Below are 16,679 nucleotides of genomic sequence, written 5' to 3'. Positions count from 1 at the left end.
ATCAATATATGTCAAAAGCCTTCATTTGGTTTGGGTTCATGCCAAATCCCCATATTTTTTAGGCTATTATACAAGCAAATTTGCCTGGTGTCTTTCTTTTTTCTGCGAGAATGCAGCCGGAACCAAATGAAAATGAAAATTTCGGTCATCAATCGAAGCTGTTAAACTTATTCGGAGAGATCAGCAATAGCATCTTTTAATTCTGCCACAAGATAAAAAATAGCATCTGTCCGGGTGGACAGATGCCGTCAATTCATCATTTACTTGGAAAAAGATGTTCAAGATTCCCTTGGGAATATCAAGTTATGACCCAGTTAATGGCGCAAAACGAATAGCTTTGATGAATTACGCGTTCGCAGCGTCGATCGCACGAACCAGCTCGACCACTTCCTCCGCGGTTCCCATCTCCAGCGCTTTCGCTGCAAGCGTCTGCATCTCGGCGCGGGACAGCTTGCTGATCTGGCTGCGTGCCGGAAGGATCGAGGTTGCGCTCATGCTGAACTCATCCAGCCCCAGTCCGAGCAAAATCGGAATCGCCGTTGAATCGCCGGCCATTTCGCCGCACATACCGACCCAGCGGCCTTCGCGGTGGGCAGCGTCAATGACCATTTTAATCAGGCGAAGAATCGCCGGATTGTACGGCTGATACAGATAGGATACGCGTTCGTTCATACGATCCGCCGCCATCGTATATTGAATCAGATCATTGGTGCCGATGCTGAAGAAATCCACTTCCTTGGCAAATTGGTCAGCCAGAACAGCCGTTGACGGAATTTCGACCATAATCCCCAGCTGGATATTGCTCGCAACCTGGATTCCTTCCGCCTCCAGCTTCGCCTTCTCTTCTTCAAGAACGGCTTTGGCTTCCCGGAATTCGCCGAGCGTAGCAATCATCGGGAACATGATGCGCAGGTTGCCGTGAACGCTGGCGCGAAGCAGCGCCCGCAGCTGCGTTCTGAATATATCCTGGCGGTCAAGGCACAGGCGAACCGCACGGAAACCGAGGAACGGATTCATTTCCTTCGGCAAATCAAGGTAAGGGAGCTCCTTGTCGCCGCCGATATCCAGCGTACGGACGACAACCGGCTTGCCTTCCATTTTCTCCAGGACCGACTTGTACGCGACATATTGAATTTCTTCGGAAGGCAGCTTGTCTCTGCCCATATACAGAAACTCTGTACGGTACAGGCCGACCGCTTCGCCACCGTTATCCAATACGCCGGCCACGTCGTTAGGCGTACCGATGTTGGCTGCCAGCTCAACATGCACGCCGTCCTTCGATACGGTCGGCTCGGTGCGAAGCTTCTTCCACTCCTCTACCTGCTTCGCATAAGCCTCTTGCTTGGCGCGATATTGGGCAACGATCGCTTCGGTTGGATTGATGATGACATCGCCTTCCAGGCCGTCAACGATCATGAGGTCGCCGCTCTGAACCGAGGACAGCACATTCTTCGTTCCGACAACGGCCGGGATTTCAAGCGACCGGGCCATGATGGCCGAATGCGAGGTCCGGCCGCCGATGTTCGTCGTAAAGCCCTTCACGTACTTGCGGTTCAGCTGCGCCGTATCCGAAGGCGTCAAATCCTCGGCAACGACAATCACTTCCTCGCTGATTTCCGAAGGGCTGACATAATTCAGCCCGAGCAAATGCTTCAGGATGCGCTTCGTCACGTCACGCATGTCGGCAGCCCGTTCCTGCAAATAAGCGCTCTTCATGTTCTCGAACATCTGGATGAACTGAGTTGCCGTTTCGTTTAACGCAAATTCTGCATTAACCGATTCGGACTTGATTTTCTCCTTAACCGGATCGATCAGCTCCGGGTCGTTCAGAATGAGAAGGTGAGATTCGAAAATCTCAGCCTTCTTCTCACCAAGCTCCTGAAGCGTCCGGGCCTTGATCGCTTCCAGCTCAGTCTGGGACTGAGCCAAAGCGGCATCGAGCTTCGCAAGCTCGGCATCTACGTCCGTCACCTGCTTTTGGCTGATCGAATAATCAGGATGCTCGAGGATGAAAGCCCGGGCAATCGCAATACCAGCCGATGCCGCGATTCCTTTCAGATTATTCATGAAGTTCCCCTAGCCCTTCGTTGATCATGACTTCTTGGAGCGCTTGAAGCGCTTCGCTCTCGTTGCCGCCTTCAGTAATCAGCGTCAGCGTATCACCTTGCTCAAGACCGAGGGACAGCACGCCAAGAATGGATTTCAACGTCACTTTCTTGCCGTTGGATTCCGCGAAAGAATTCGTGTCCTGGAATTTGTTGGCTGTGTTAACCAGCGCTGTTGCAGGGCGTGCATGGATTCCGTCTTCGTCGATAATTCTGAAAGTTTGTTGCATGTTCATCATCCTACTTTCTTCGGTTTTTATAATTTAGGTTATTTCTAGCATAGCATAAGCCTGCTCATTCAAAGAAGTTTACCCCTTGGTGATCGTGATGATGGCCTCTTCGCCGCTCTTTACATCACCGGTTTTGTTCAGCTTAACCGCTGCGCCTTCCGGCAGATTCGAGAAGATGATCGGAGAAATGATGGATTTCGCATTCTCCTTCACATACTCCAGATCGACCTGCATGATCGGCTGTCCTGCGGTTACAGCATCGCCTTCCTCGACAAGCACGGTAAATCCTTGTCCCTTCAGCTTCACCGTATTTACGCCGATATGGACGAGCACTTCCTTGCCGCCGTCCGACATGATGCCGACCGCATGCTTGCTCGGGAATACGTTAAACACTTTGCCGTTGACCGGCGAAGCGATGGTTCCGTTATGTGGCACAACGGCGAATCCATCGCCTGTCATGCGCTCCGAAAAGACCGGATCCGGCACATGGGATATATCCATCAGCTCGCCGTCTACCGGAGACACGATCTGCTCCGAGACAAGCGTCCCTTCCGCTGCATCCGTATCACCGGCCTGCTCATTCGAGACGACTGGTTGAACCGGTGCGTCCTCCCCAGGCGAACCCGCCGTGGCAGAGGTTGTTTCAGTTGGAGCTGCTTTCCCGGAAATAATATCCTGGATCTGCGATTTAATCGTATCGGAACGGGTTCCGAAGATCGCCTGGATATTGTTGCCGACCTCAAGCACTCCGGATGCTCCGAGCTGCTTCAATCTGGCTTTATCGACATTGCCCTTGTCTTTGACTTCCACCCGAAGCCGGGTAATGCAAGCATCCAGATGAGCGATATTCGTCTGTCCGCCGAGTGCGGTCAGAATATTGGACGGCAGCTCGTCCTTGCTGCTTCCCGAAGCTTTCGAGCCCGAGTCTGTCGCAGCCGCGGCATCTTCGCGGCCAGGCGTCTTCAGATTAAATTTCCGGATCACGAATCGGAAGCCGAAATAGTAGATGACCGCCAGGATCGCGCCGACGATCAGCACATTCCACCACGGTGTCCGGTTCGGGATGACGCCGAAGATCATGTAATCGATAAGCCCCCCGGAGAAGGTCATGCCGATCTTCGTGCCCAGAATATGCATCGTCATGAAGGACAGTCCGGCGAACAGCGCATGGACAGCGAACAGCAGCGGCGCCACGAACAGGAAGGAGAACTCAAGCGGCTCCGTGATTCCTGTCAGGAACGAGGTCAGGGCAGCCGAGCCCATAATGCCGGCGACATATTTCTTGTGCTCCGGTCTTGCCTCGTGATAGATGGCCAGCGCGGCAGCAGGCAAACCGAACATCATGAACGGGAACTTACCGGTCATGAACGTACCGGCCGTAAATTCCACGCCGTCCCGCAGCTGGGCCATGAATATATTTTGATCACCGCGTACCATTTGACCTGCCTGATTAAAGTATTCCCCGAATTCAAACCAGAATGGGGAATAGAAGATGTGGTGCAGACCGAACGGAATCAATCCGCGTTCCACGACGCCGAATACGAATGCGGACAGCGTCAAATTTTGTTCCAGCATGAAATGGGATGCGGTGTTAAGCGCAGACTGGATCGGCGGCCAGATCACGACCATCAATAAACCAAGCAATAGCGAAGTCGCAGCCGTCATAATCGGAACAAACCGTTTCCCGGCGAAGAAGCCCAGATAGGACGGAAGCTCCATATTGAAAAATCTTCGGTACATGCTGGCAGCAAGTATGCCGACGATAATTCCGCCGAACACCCCGGTGGCTAATGTCGGGATGCCTAACACACTGGCATACTCGTAATTGGTGCCGATCATGGAAGGGGTTACGCCGATGACGCTTCCCATCGTTACGTTCATGACCAGATACCCGATAATCGCAGCAAGACCCGCTACACCTTCGCCTCCGGCCAAGCCGACGGCTACGCCTACCGCGAACAGCAGCGGCAGATTCGTAAACACGATCTGTCCTGCGTTCATCATGATGGTCGCAGCTGCTTGTACCCAGGCGGCATCAAGCCAAGGCGCATACTTGAGGAAATCCTCATTGACGAGCATATTGCCCAGTCCGAGCAGCAGACCGGCAGCCGGAAGGATGGCTACGGGCAGCATCAGCGCTTTACCGACTCTTTGCAAAACGCCGAAAAGCCGTTTAAACATGACGATTCTCACCCTCTATCTAGTTGTTGTCACAAATGTGTGAAATGGTGTTGCAAGCATAAAACAACAAAAAAAGGCATGAGCAATTACGGGAACCGGTTGGTCTCTAATCCTATGGATTAGATTACCCGAAAATGGGTAATAACAACCAAATTCCTGCAATCCTCATGCCTGATCGAATCAGTTACACGTCGATTTTGCTGTTTTACTTATGAACTGTTCGTATTGTATCACCGTTCGTACACGGTTGCAACTACCAACTGCCAAGGCTTCATAAAATCTTCACTTTTACTCATCCTGCTGCTTTCGCTGTACCAGACGTTGAAGGTGAATCGTCAAATATCCGGCCTCGGCCGGGTAAACCGGCTTCTTCAGACGCCGCTCCATGATCTTTGTCAGCTTCCAGGCCAAGGAATAAATCTCAGGGTACTCCCGTTTGAGCAGACCGTCAAGCGCACTCGCCTCCTGAACCGCTTCCCCTCTGCGGACCCGTTCCAAAGCGAACCGAAGATGCGTTAACAGCCGGGAATAATCAAGCGAATCCTTCGGAATGACATAATCGAGCTGCTGCTCCACGGTATGTACCAGATCGGCGATCAGCTCCGAATGCTTGCGAACCTCCGATATATGCTGATTGGTAAGCGCCCCGTGAATATGCAGCGCAATGAATCCGATCTCTTCCTCCCCTAAATCGACCCCAAGCTTCTCATGGATCGTCCGAACCGCATACGCCGCCATTTTGTATTCTTCCGGATACATTTCACGGGTTTCATATAAAAAGGGATTATGAATATACAGTCCTTGGGCATGGCGTTTGATTGCAAAAGCAATATGGTCGGTCAATGCAATGTGAATATGCTCGTTCAGGGAAGAACCGCTCGTTTTCTCGGCGTGCGTGACAATCTCATTCATCGCCTCGATCAGCTTCTCATCGATATGCGGGACCAGCTGCTTATACTGCTCCTGTTCCTCCGGCTTGGTCAGAATGAACATTTTCTCCACGGCCGATACCGGAATCCGGTCCTTGTTCTTCTGACCGAAGCCGATTCCCTTGCCGATGACGACAACCTCTCCATGCTGGGGATGTATCGCTATGATTACGTTATTATTTAAAACTTTAGCCACTTGTAAGCTGCTCACATTCGCACCTCTTTTGATCAAACGCGTATACTCGGATATCTTATCAGAAATATGAGGTTGCGGCAAAAAAGAATACGATGGCCTCCATAATCACGGCTCTCCGGTCCTGCTCAAGCGGCATTCAATTCAGGGAAAAGAGAACTGGCTTGCCAGCAGGCTGCCGCTGGATGAACCCATCATCCTTCATATCTCGAACGATTCCAGCGGCAGGCTGCCGGCTCTACGGTCTATGTTCATACGCTCTAACCGGCAAGCTGACTGTCTATGCTGCATTCGCTTCAACCGACAGCTGACAGCTCTACGGTCTATGCTGCATTCGTTTCAAATGGCAAGCCGTCCGGCTCTACTCTTCCTTCGCTGCACTCGCTTCAACCGGTACAAGCTCTGGTTCAATGGCAGCCGGCTTCTGGACCTCGGCCGGCTTCTTCGTAAGCCCTTGGATCAACGCCTCCACATCGATTCCCGATACGCTCTTGAGCATTTCAGGCGCGGTTGACATCAGCTCCGTTACATAATTGCTCACCCGAGCGGCGCCTTCGCCTTTCCCTGTGTCGACAACCGTCAGCTTATCGATCGAAGAGATCGGCTGGGCAATTTTACCTGCAAGCTCAGGCAGCATCTTCACGATAATATCGAGCACCGCAGCCTCGCCGAACTTCTGGAACGCCTCGGCCAGCTTTTCCTTCGCATCCGCCTCGGCAATACCGCGCAGCCGGATAACCTCCGCTTCGGCAGTACCTTTCGCGCGCTCGGCATCGGCGACGGCAAGACCGTCCAGACGCTTTTGCTCGGCCGAAGCCTTTGCCTGTGTTTCGATCGAGTATTGGATTGCATCCGCTTCCCGCATTTTGCGCGCCTTCTCCGCTTCCGCAGCCTGCTCTACCGCATAGCGGTCCGCGTCCGCCTTCTTCTTCACTTCGGCATCGTACTGCTTCTGACGAACCATGATTTCTTTTTCCTGCAGATCGATTTCCCGCTCTTTGCGGACGAGCTCAACCTTCATCTGCTCCTCAACCATCGTCTGCTTCGCCCGAGCTTCCTGGATATGGTAGGCCTGGTCGGCTTCCGCCTTGGCCGTATCCTGCTCCTTCTTAAAGGAGGCGACCTTCAGTTCCTTCTCCTTCTCGGCTTCGGCGATATTGGTGTCGCGCAGAAGCTCGGCCTTCTGTCCTTCTTCTTCGGCGCGGGCCTTCTGAATCCGGGCATCCCGGACGGCTTCCGCTTCGGCGATCTCCGCATCCCGCTTTACGGTTGCGATCCGCGGTTTACCCAGCGCTTCCAGATAGCCGTGCTTATCCCGCACATCCTTGATCGTGAACGAAACAATCTGCAGCCCCATCTTCTTCAAGTCTCTCGCAGCGACCCCTTGAACCTCCTGGGCGAACTTGTCACGATTCCGGTATACTTCCTCAACCGTCATTGAACCGAGGATCGCGCGCAGATGACCTTCCAGCACCTCTTGCGCTTCGCCCTTCAGCGCCTCAATCGGCTTGCCCATGAATTGCTCTGCAGCTGTAGCCACGTCCTCAATGGAGCTGCCGACCTTGATGATCGCAACCCCGTCAGCCATGACAGGAACGCCCTGCTCTGTGTACACTTCCGGCGTCATCACGTCAAGCTTATGGGATAACAGCGAAACGAACTCGGACCGCTGAAATACCGGCAGAATAAACGCTCCGCCGCCTCGAACGATTTTGATCTTGCGGCCGGATTCGTCCTCCGAAATATTTTTGCTGCCGAGGAAAGATCCTGTCACGATCATCGCCTCATCCGGGCTGACCGTCTTGTAGCGAGCCCAGAATGCAAGGCCCAGCACGATCAGGACACCTACAACAATCGACGGAATAACCAAATACTCTGGCATGTTCTCATTCATCTCCTTTTCGTTCTTCCAGTTCGGACACACGGAGGACACCATCAACGACGTCGATGACCACGACCCGGATCCCGGCGGGCAGGACGCTGCGGTCAAAGCTTGAAGCGATATGCGTCGTATTGCCTGCGCCTACCTTGATCATGACTTCACCAAAGCCTTCGGCCGGCAGCGGTACCGTAACGACACCAATTCGCCCTACCAGCTCCTTTATGGAGAAGCCCGTGGAATTCTCGCTGTTCTCCATCGGCTTGACATAGCCGAAGTAGACCATAATCGAGATCCCGATTGCCGCTAATATGGACAGCGTAATATGGGCTCCTGCCGCCAAGTCCGTATATTTCATCAGCATGATCCCGGTTCCGCCGAAGACGGTGATTCCTCCTGCAATCACAACCGGATTAAAAAAATCAACCGACAAAAAGTCCAGGAGACCGTCCAGCGCCGAGCTGAGAATATCTCCGAGCAGCACGGTGACGACGGCGAACAGAATGCCTCCGATCAGACAGCCCCAATATAACGCTTCCATGATGATTGCCCCCTCTCGAATCCCTCACTGTGTATAACAAGTAATACGGCAAAAAGTTTGCTAAAGTTTCAATTATTTGCCGTAATCGTATGGAAATCTCTTCATATCACCCCATTATACATGAAAAAAAGCCGCCCAGCCGTAGAATATTTCCACGTGAAGGACAGCTTCTTGGAAGGCTGCTTGCAGCCCCAATCTAATGTTCTAGCTTCATTGTTCCTAATCCGCTGAGCTTACAGCGACATTTTATAAATTTCGACAACATCCTCGCGCTGCAGCTTGCGGAAGTTACCGAAAGGACCGAAGCGCATTGCCTTGTCGGCCATGGCCTCAATTTCGGAGTCGTCTATGTTGTAGTCTCCCAGCGTACTAGGAGCCCCAATCGAGCTCCAGAAACGGCGGAGCGCCTCAATGCCTTCGAGTCCGGCCTCTTCGTCGGTCTTGCCGGCAGAATCCACCCCGAACACATTGACCGCAAGCGACTTGAAGCGTGCGGGCTGTGCTGGCAGATTATACTTCATCCAGTTCGGGAACAAAATCGCCAGGCCGCCGCCGTGCGGAATGTCGTACACAGCCGATACCGCATGCTCGATATTATGGGTTGCCCAGTCGCCGGCCATCCCCATGTTAATCATGCCGTTGAGCGCCATCGTGCCGCAGTACATCACCGTCTCGCGCAGCTCGTAGTTTTCCAGGTCTTCGACCAGCTTCGGCGCCGTATCGATCATCGTGCGCAAAATCGTCTCGCAGAAGCCGTCCTGAACCGGGGTATTGGTATCCTGATGGAAATAATGCTCGAGAACATGCGACATAATGTCAACGATGCCGTATACCGTCTGATCGCGAGGAAGCGTGAACGTATGTACGGGATCCAAAATCGAGAACGCGGGATACGCCCACGGGCTTCCCCAGCCCATCTTCTCCTTCGTTGCTTCGTTCGTGATGACCGAGCCCCCGTTCATCTCGGAGCCCGTTGCGGCCATGGTCAGTACGGTGCCAAGCGGAAGCGCTCCTTGCGGGGCAGCCTTACGCTCGACGAAATCCCACATATCCCCGTCGTATTTGGCTCCGACGGCAATCGCCTTGGAGCAGTCAATGACGCTCCCCCCGCCTACGGCCAGGATCAGATCGATGCTGTGCTCACGGCAGAGCGAAACGCCTTTGTGGACCGTGCACAGACGCGGATTCGGCTCAACGCCGGCCAGTTCTGTTACGGATGCTCCCGCTTCCTTTAGCAAGGAGAGGACCTGATCATACAGGCCGCTTCGTTTGATGCTCCCGCCGCCGTATACGAGCAGTACGTTCTTGCCGTATTTCGACACTTCCTCCTTCAGGGCGCTCAGCTTGCCTTTCCCGAATATCAGCCGGGTCGGATTATGAAATACAAAAGGTCTCATGTTGCGTACCTCCAATAAGTGTAATGGGATTGTGCTAATGTGTCTTTGCTGCTCTATCATTTTACCCCATTCCCGTAGGACATAACAAACAGACACCTGACCGAGCGCAAGAGAAGCAATTGCATGCAAGGTTTGGCGCCATCCGTACCCTATCGTTTGGCCATGAAAAAAGCCGTCCCTATGCAAAAGGAGGTTCGAAAACCTGCCTGCGATTTGCATAGGAACGGCCGCTATAGGGGCTCATCCTTCAAGGCTGGTGCCAAAACGGAGATGAAGCTCTCTTAAGACGCTGCGCACATGCTTTACTCCGGATGTTTTGCCTTCGGCTCCGGCATTTATCCCTGGTCCGTCACAAAGCCCATGCTGCTCAAGAAGCGCTTGAAGGCTTGCTGCCCTTCCGCTGTTTGTTTATAAACGCCTGCATGCTCCAGAATCGTGGTGAACTTCTGACCTACCTCCCGGCGTATCCACTCCGCGGCTTCCGCTTTGTCCGACGCGGCCGGCAGACGCTCCCGCAGGCTCTGAATCCATTCGCCGTGAACGGCAAGCGGGTGATCCGGCTGCCGACTGGCGGCGTAAAGCTCTTCGTTGCCGGCTAATATATCGGCGATCAAGTCAAGCTCCACCTTAAGCCGGCCCGGGAGGATGGCAAGTCCCATCACCTCGATCAAACCGATATTTTCCTTTTTGATATGGTGCATCTCGCGGTGCGGATGAAAAATCCCCTCCGGATGCGCTGCACTCGTCCGGTTGTTGCGCAGCACCAAATCCATTTCATACCCGCCGTCCGCATGTCTTCTCGCGATCGGAGTCACCGTGTTATGTCGGACACGCGCTCCATCCGTCTCGCTAAAAGCCAGAATATCCGCTTCCGGGTCACTGTAGGATTTCCAGGCTTCGTAAATTTGGGACGCGCAATCCAGCAGCCGCTGCCGGTCCTTCGAGGCGAGCCGGATTACGGACATTGGCCATTTCACGATGTCGACCGATACACCCGGGAACTGCGAGTGGACGAACCCGAGTACGCGGGGGGCATTCTGGATCGGGAAGTTGTGCCGTCCCCCCTGGAAATGGTCATGCGTCAGAATGGAGCCGCCGACAATCGGCAAATCCGCATTCGAGCCAAGGAAATAGTGCGGGTATATATCCACGAAGCTCAAGAGGCGGGACAGCGTCTCCGTCGTCAGCTTCATCGGAACATGCTCCCGATGAAACACGATGCAGTGTTCGTTGTAATAAACGTATGGCGAGTATTGGAAGAACCACGGCTCCCCGTTCAGCTCAAGCGGCAGGATGCGCAAGTTTTGGCGGGCCGGGTGGTTTACCCTGCCAGCATACCCGACATTTTCGCGGCATAGCTGGCATTTGGGATAGACCGGCGGAGGAAGGAGCTTTGCCATCGCGATTTCCTTCGGGCTTTTTTCCGGCTTGGACAGATTGATCGTGATCTCGATATCCCCGTATTCGCTCGGATGCTTCCAATACTCGTTCTTGGCCACGCGGTCCATGCGGATGTAATTGGAGTCGATGCTGAAGTTATAAAACCAGCTTGTAGCCGCCTCAATCCCCTGCTCCTCCTTCAAGATTTGAAAGGCATGCTCCACTTCCGAAGGCCTTGCCATCAGCCGACCCATAATTTTGGCATCCAGCAAATCCCGGTACGTATCCGTATTTTCCGGGATGAGGTCATGAGCGGCCCCGTAATCGATCAGCGTATCGAGCAGGGACTGGGGTCCTTCAGGGACTTCATCCTTGACCTCTTCAAGGTACGACTCGCTGAACCCGAAATCCTCCAGCAGGAGATTCCGGCTGTAGTCGACATCCGCCTCGCGGATCAGGCCTTTCTGCAAGGCATATTTCACCAGCATTTCGATCGCGTACAGGGCCTGCTTTGCTTCGGGAGTGCTTGCAGTTGTCATATCCATCGTTGATCTCCCCCTTGGATTTATCGATTCCCGTAACCATCCGGATGGCTGCTGTGCCATCTCCAGGCGCTTTCAATGATTTCCTCAAGCGTCGTACGCGCCGGCTTCCATCCGAGCACAGCGCGTGCCTTATCGGAAGAGGCCACCAGCACCGCCGGATCCCCGGCCCGTCTGGCTTCCATCACAACCGGAATGTCGGCTCCGGTCACCTTTCTCGACGTTTCGATCACTTCGTTCACCGAGAAGCCCAGCCCGTTGCCAAGGTTGAACACATTGCTGGGCTCCCCGCGCCGCAAATATTCAACCGCCCGCAGATGAGCATCCGCCAGGTCGCTAACATGGATATAATCCCGGACGCAGGTGCCGTCCGGTGTAGCATAATCGCTGCCGAACACCGAAATATGCGGGCGCTGCTTCAGCGCCGTCTGCAGCACAAGCGGAATCAGATGGCTCTCCGGCCGGTGATCCTCGCCGATCTTCCCGCTTTCATGCGAGCCGGCGGCATTGAAATAGCGAAGGGAGACATATTTGATGCCAAGCACCGTATCGAACCAGGCCATCATCCGCTCCATCATCAGCTTGGTTTCGCCGTACACATTCGTCGGCTGCGTCCGATCCGCTTCCTCAATCGGCACCTTTTCAGGCTCGCCATATGTCGCTGCTGTTGAAGAGAAGACGATCTTCCGGACATTCGCTTCATTCATCGCTTCCAGCAGACACAGTGTTCCATAGACGTTGTTGTCATAGTACTTGACAGGGTCCTTCATACTCTCGCCAACGAGCGAGTTTGCTGCGAAGTGGATGACGGCATCGATTTCATTTTCCGAAAACAGCTGCTTCAGCAGCGCCTTATCGCGCAGATCCCCCTCATACAGCTTTCCGCCAAGCAGCGCCTCGCGGTGTCCCGTCTCCAGGCTGTCGATGACAACCACATCTTCACCCTTCTCAAGCAGCTCTGCCACGGTATGCGAGCCAATATACCCTGCTCCGCCGGTTACCAATATAGCCATTTTAGTTGCCCTCCTTTATTTCATGAACGCCGTGACCAACGCCGCATACGTAGAAATCGGCTTTCAGTCCGGTTCTTGCCTCATACTTTCGGCCAACCTCTTCGATAAAGCGCTCCACCGCATCCTCATGAACAAGCGATACCGTACATCCTCCGAATCCGGCGCCGGTCATTCTGGAGCCAAGCGTGCCCGGTATCCGCTGCGCTTCCTCAACCAGGGCATCGAGCTCATCCCCGGTCACTTCATATAGATAGCGAAGCGAGTCATGCGATTGGTTCATGTATTGTCCGAATGCTTCCAGATCGTTATCCTTCAAAGCCTTCACCGAGTCGAGCACGCGCTGGTTCTCTTCAACAACATGCTGGGCCCGTCTGGATACCGTTTCATCCTTGATGGAGTCCCGAACATCCTTGAATTGCTGCGGGTTAAGCTGAGCCAGGTACGACAGCGCCGGAATTTCCTTCTGTAAAATTTCAAGTGCCTTGTCGCATTCGCTGCGGCGTTCATTGTACTTGGAATCAACGAGGCCGCGGCGCTTATTGGTATTGGCAATGACCAGCTTGTAAGCCCCCGTCTGGAAAGGAACGAGCTCATACTCCAGCGTATCGCACATGAGCAGAATCGCATGGTCCTTTCTTCCGTTGGCTACGGCAAATTGGTCCATGATGCCGGAGTTGACGCCGACGAACTGGTTCTCGGCACGCTGGGACAGCTTCGCGATCTCCACTGTATCCGTCTCCTTGCCTTCCATCGACAGGAGGGCATAGGCGGTCACAACCTCCAGCGACGCTGAGGAGGAAAGACCCGCACCATTCGGAATATCGCCATGGTAGAGCAGATCGTAGCCGCTGGAGAGCGTAACGCCAAGCTTGTTCAGCTCCACGATGACACCCGCCGGATAATCCGTCCATTCCTCCGTCTTGGTGCCGATATGCTGCAAGCGGATATCCGCTGTGTGAGCCAGATTCGTTGAAGCCAGCGACAGCTTGTCATCGTCGCGCGGACGGATGATCAAGGTGGTGCCGAATTCCAGCGCCGCCGGAAGAACGTATCCGCCGTTATAATCCAAGTGCTCGCCGATCAGATTGACGCGCCCCGGCGCGTTGAATATCCGGGCCTGATGCTTGCTTTCACCGTGCTTATTCTTAAATGCTTCCATAAGTTGATTTGTGTCCACTGCCAATCACTCCATCCTGTACATATGGTAGATTTACTGATTCAAGTATAGCGAAATTGACGTCTGGCGGTAATGAAGTCTTGTGAGTTACATATGGATTTATGTGACCTTGCAGGATACAATAAGGTTGGATTGCGGACAGCATGACATCAGCTCCACCCCTTGTAGCAAGCAAGCTCGACTCTATGTTAAGGAAGGTCATTTTATTGAAACCGACAACCTATTCTGTTGCATCGAACCCGGCCCAGCCGGAAGCCTCCAGGCTGAGAGTGCGGTTTGCCGGCGAAAGCCAGACGCTCCCCAGGCATGCGCTCGGGCCCAAAATATACGATCATTTCCTGCTTCATGTTATTGAATCAGGCCGCGGAACCTTTCGTACCGAGGCTGATACATACCCGCTCGGGCCCGGAGACTGCTTTCTCATTCACCCGGGGCAGCTTGTCAGCTACGTCTCCGACCACAACGATCCGTGGCGGTACCGCTGGGTTGCCTTTGACGGAGACGCCGCCGCCGTAGAGGTGGAAGCCACCGGCCTGCTGCCTGAGCGTCCGGTCCTCCACATGCCTAGCGAGAGCCGTATTCCCGGGTACATCTCGCGCATACAGGCCGGCTTCCAGACGAAGGAGGAAAGCTCCCACGTGGCCGCCGTCGGCTACCTCTACCTCATTTGGGCCGAAATCATGCGGCTCGGCGGGCGCCCGGCACAGGTTCTGCTGGGCGAACCGCAGGTTCAGCGCACGGTAAAGCAAATGATCAATTATATGACTGCCCAGTATGCGCACCCCGTCTCGATCGAGCAGATGTGTGCGAGTCTCGGTTATAATCGCGCATATCTATCGCGCATCTTCAAGAAAGAAACCGGGATGACCCCCATCACCTATTTGCTCCGCCTGCGAATCGATCAGTCCAAGCGGCTGCTGCGCGAGCGTCCTGATCTGTCCATTGAACAGGTCGCCGCTTCGGTGGGCCTGACGGATCCGCTCTATTTCTCGCGCCAGTTCAAGCGCTGGGTCGGGAAATCCCCGTCCCGCTACCGCAAGGATATCGAGGATACCTCGGCTCAATATCAACCATAGTCCCTGCCGCTTTAGCAAAAAAGCATCCCGAAAGGTCAACCATCTTGACCCGGGACGCTCTTCTTCCAAAGCAATCGATTATACCGTTGTTCTTAAAAAGCATCTCTATTAAAAGCTGCTGCCTGATGTCTAGGACGACTTATCCTCGGTCTCCGTCTTCAGGATCGCTTCGATCCGGTCGAGCTCCTCCTTGGAGAATTCCAGATGATTCAGGGCAGCTACATTATCCTCGATCTGACTCACCTTGCTCGCACCGATCAAGGCCGAGGTTACTCTTCCGCCCCGCAGCACCCAGGCCAGCGCGAATTGAGCCAGGCTCTGTCCGCGTGCCGCCGCCATCTGGTTCAGCGCCCGGATTTTGCGGAGAACATCCGGCGTGATGTTGCTTTCGTTCAAGAAGACCGACGCGCTGGCGGCGCGCGAATCGACAGGAACGCCATTCAAATATTTGTTGGTCAGAAGCCCCTGGGCGAGCGGCGTAAAGGCAATGCTGCCCACACCGTTCTCCTCGAGCACATCCAGCAGGCCGTTCTCTATCCACCGGTCCAGCATGGAATAGCTCGGCTGATGAATCAGCAGCGGCGTGCCGAGATCCTTGAGAATCGCGATTGCTTCCCTCGTCTTCTCAGGGGAATAGTTGGATATTCCGATAAACAAGGCCTTCCCGGACCGGACAATGTGATCGAGCGCCATCATCGTCTCTTCGAGCGGCGTCTCCGGATCCATCCGGTGATGATAGAAAATATCAACATAATCCAATCCCATCCGCTTGAGGCTCTGATCGAGACTGGATACCAGATACTTGCGCGAGCCCCAATCGCCATAAGGTCCCGGCCACATATAATAGCCTGCCTTTGAAGAGATGACGATCTCGTCGCGGTACGCCTTCAGATCCCTGGATAGAATCTTTCCGAACGTTTCTTCCGCTGAGCCTGGAGGCGGTCCGTAATTGTTCGCCAGGTCAAAGTGCGTGATACCAAGGTCAAATGCGCGCGTAATCATATTCCGTCCGTTCTCATACGTATCGATGCCGCCGAAATTATGCCACAAGCCGAGCGAGATAGCCGGAAGCTTCAATCCGGATCGCCCGCAGCGGTTATAGATCATGCCTTCATAGCGGTCTTCGCTAGCCACATAGGTCACTTATATCCCTGCCTCTCGATTAAGGTTACGTCCGTTGCAAGAAATATCTTATCCTGTTTTGCCGCCCGTTGACAAGAAAACGATTACAGCTTGGTATGGATCAGCTTGTCAACCTCCGTCATGACCTCGCCGATGCGATCCGCGATCAGGAGTCCCGCCCGATGATCATACGGCGTAGGATCCGCATTCAGAAGGGCTACTTTGCTTCCCTGAAAGTAGGAAACCAGGCCGGCTGCAGGATGTACGGTCAATGAAGTGCCACCGATGATCAACAGATCCGCCGTCGAGATTTCCTGAATCGAGCGCATGAGGATCTTCTGGTCAAGCTCTTCCTCATATAATACAACGTCCGGTCTGATCACCCCGCCGCAGTCCGGACAGCGCGGAACGGTCTCCTTGATGTCCAGAATGTCCTGAAGGCTGAAAAACCGGGAGCATTCCATGCAATAATTGCGATGCACCGAGCCATGGAGCTCCAGCACGTCGGTGCAGCCGGCGCTCTGATGGAGACCATCGATATTTTGCGTAATAACTGCTTTCAGCTTGCCCTCGCGCGCAAGTCTCGACAGCAGGCGATGACAGCCGTTCGGCTGAGCATGGGGATGCAGCATTTTGCTCCGGTAGAAATCATAAAACACCTCAGGGTGCTTCATGAAAAATGAGTGGCTGAGCATAACCTCCGGCGGATACGGAGACTGATGCTCGCTCTGATACAGACCGGCTGCCGAACGGAAATCAGGTATTCCGCTCTCGGTAGACGTGCCGGCCCCTCCGAAAAAAACAATATAATCGCTTGCCTCAATCCATGTTGCCAACTGCTCGATCTTTTTCCTGTTCTCCACTCTTCACACCTCCACACAGCCATAATCGCTGTCGTTTCAGGATTTTGCTAA

Annotated in this window: 13 protein-coding genes; 1 reads left to right on the top strand and 12 read right to left on the bottom strand. The window is 54.0% G+C overall.

Annotated elements, in window-relative coordinates; translation table 11 throughout:
* Positions 1-345: 345 nt before the first annotated feature.
* From ptsP to J2Z18_RS27015, 10 genes are all read right to left on the bottom strand, one after another.
* Positions 346-2,067 carry a phosphoenolpyruvate--protein phosphotransferase gene (ptsP, locus tag J2Z18_RS27060; RefSeq protein WP_028405018.1) on the bottom strand — a complete coding sequence of 574 codons (1,722 nt, stop codon included), beginning with the start codon at positions 2,065-2,067 and terminating at the stop codon, positions 346-348.
* The gene (locus J2Z18_RS27055; RefSeq protein WP_007129281.1) at positions 2,060-2,335 is read right to left on the bottom strand and encodes an HPr family phosphocarrier protein; all 276 of its coding nucleotides are present in this window, start codon (positions 2,333-2,335) and stop codon (positions 2,060-2,062) included. Before J2Z18_RS27055 ends, ptsP begins: the two co-directional genes overlap by 8 nt.
* Before the next feature lie 78 nt (positions 2,336-2,413).
* The gene (gene ptsG, locus J2Z18_RS27050; RefSeq protein ID WP_028405017.1) at positions 2,414-4,516 is read right to left on the bottom strand and encodes a glucose-specific PTS transporter subunit IIBC; all 2,103 of its coding nucleotides are present in this window, start codon (positions 4,514-4,516) and stop codon (positions 2,414-2,416) included.
* A gap of 288 nt (positions 4,517-4,804) precedes the next feature.
* The gene (gene glcT / locus J2Z18_RS27045) at positions 4,805-5,656 is read right to left on the bottom strand and encodes a glucose PTS transporter transcription antiterminator GlcT (protein ID WP_007129279.1); all 852 of its coding nucleotides are present in this window, start codon (positions 5,654-5,656) and stop codon (positions 4,805-4,807) included.
* Between the two features lie 343 nt (positions 5,657-5,999).
* The gene (gene floT / locus J2Z18_RS27040; RefSeq protein WP_007129278.1) at positions 6,000-7,520 is read right to left on the bottom strand and encodes a flotillin lipid rafts scaffold protein FloT; all 1,521 of its coding nucleotides are present in this window, start codon (positions 7,518-7,520) and stop codon (positions 6,000-6,002) included.
* Positions 7,521-7,524: 4 nt separating this feature from the next.
* Positions 7,525-8,058, bottom strand: coding sequence for an NfeD family membrane protein (locus tag J2Z18_RS27035; protein WP_210095601.1), 534 nt, complete (start codon positions 8,056-8,058; stop codon positions 7,525-7,527).
* Positions 8,059-8,291: 233 nt separating this feature from the next.
* Entirely contained in the window at positions 8,292-9,455 is a 1,164-nt protein-coding gene (locus J2Z18_RS27030) for an iron-containing alcohol dehydrogenase (protein WP_210095600.1), read from the bottom strand.
* Between the two features lie 335 nt (positions 9,456-9,790).
* Entirely contained in the window at positions 9,791-11,380 is a 1,590-nt protein-coding gene (locus J2Z18_RS27025; protein WP_210095599.1) for a UDP-glucose--hexose-1-phosphate uridylyltransferase, read from the bottom strand.
* A gap of 20 nt (positions 11,381-11,400) precedes the next feature.
* Positions 11,401-12,390: a UDP-glucose 4-epimerase GalE gene (galE, locus tag J2Z18_RS27020; protein WP_144870983.1), complete on the bottom strand. Its 990-nt coding sequence runs from the start codon at positions 12,388-12,390 to the stop codon at positions 11,401-11,403.
* Position 12,391: 1 nt separating this feature from the next.
* Entirely contained in the window at positions 12,392-13,567 is a 1,176-nt protein-coding gene (locus J2Z18_RS27015; protein ID WP_144870985.1) for a galactokinase, read from the bottom strand.
* 185 nt (positions 13,568-13,752) lie between these two features.
* On the opposite strand from J2Z18_RS27015, the gene J2Z18_RS27010 reads away from it, so the two are divergent.
* A complete protein-coding gene (locus tag J2Z18_RS27010; protein ID WP_210095598.1) occupies positions 13,753-14,643 on the top strand; it encodes an AraC family transcriptional regulator in 891 nt (296 codons plus the stop codon).
* A gap of 129 nt (positions 14,644-14,772) precedes the next feature.
* On the opposite strand, the gene mgrA is transcribed toward J2Z18_RS27010, so the two are convergent.
* Together mgrA and J2Z18_RS27000 are read right to left on the bottom strand one after the other, a co-directional pair.
* Positions 14,773-15,786: an L-glyceraldehyde 3-phosphate reductase gene (gene mgrA / locus J2Z18_RS27005; RefSeq protein ID WP_210095597.1), complete on the bottom strand. Its 1,014-nt coding sequence runs from the start codon at positions 15,784-15,786 to the stop codon at positions 14,773-14,775.
* Positions 15,787-15,869: 83 nt separating this feature from the next.
* Entirely contained in the window at positions 15,870-16,628 is a 759-nt protein-coding gene (locus J2Z18_RS27000; protein WP_210095596.1) for an NAD-dependent protein deacylase, read from the bottom strand.
* Between the last annotated feature and the right edge of the window lie 51 nt (positions 16,629-16,679).

It is taken from the genome of Paenibacillus lactis (genome assembly GCF_017873605.1).
Lineage (GTDB): Bacteria > Bacillota > Bacilli > Paenibacillales > Paenibacillaceae > Paenibacillus_AQ > Paenibacillus_AQ lactis.
This window is presented reverse-complemented; position numbering and strand designations above follow the sequence as displayed.

Excerpts from the sequence above, each read along its gene's own strand:
- J2Z18_RS27035 (WP_210095601.1), bottom strand. The coding sequence starts at position 8,058 with ATGGAAGCGTTATATTGGGGCTGTCTGATCGGAGGCATTCTGTTCGCC.
- ptsG (WP_028405017.1), bottom strand. The coding sequence starts at position 4,516 with ATGTTTAAACGGCTTTTCGGCGTTTTGCAAAGAGTCGGTAAAGCGCTG.
- J2Z18_RS27025 (WP_210095599.1), bottom strand. The coding sequence starts at position 11,380 with ATGGATATGACAACTGCAAGCACTCCCGAAGCAAAGCAGGCCCTGTAC.
- ptsP (WP_028405018.1), bottom strand. The coding sequence starts at position 2,067 with ATGAATAATCTGAAAGGAATCGCGGCATCGGCTGGTATTGCGATTGCC.
- galE (WP_144870983.1), bottom strand. The coding sequence starts at position 12,390 with ATGGCTATATTGGTAACCGGCGGAGCAGGGTATATTGGCTCGCATACC.
- J2Z18_RS27030 (WP_210095600.1), bottom strand. The coding sequence starts at position 9,455 with ATGAGACCTTTTGTATTTCATAATCCGACCCGGCTGATATTCGGGAAA.
- J2Z18_RS27010 (WP_210095598.1), top strand. The coding sequence starts at position 13,753 with ATGTTAAGGAAGGTCATTTTATTGAAACCGACAACCTATTCTGTTGCA.
- J2Z18_RS27055 (WP_007129281.1), bottom strand. The coding sequence starts at position 2,335 with ATGCAACAAACTTTCAGAATTATCGACGAAGACGGAATCCATGCACGC.
- floT (WP_007129278.1), bottom strand. The coding sequence starts at position 7,520 with ATGCCAGAGTATTTGGTTATTCCGTCGATTGTTGTAGGTGTCCTGATC.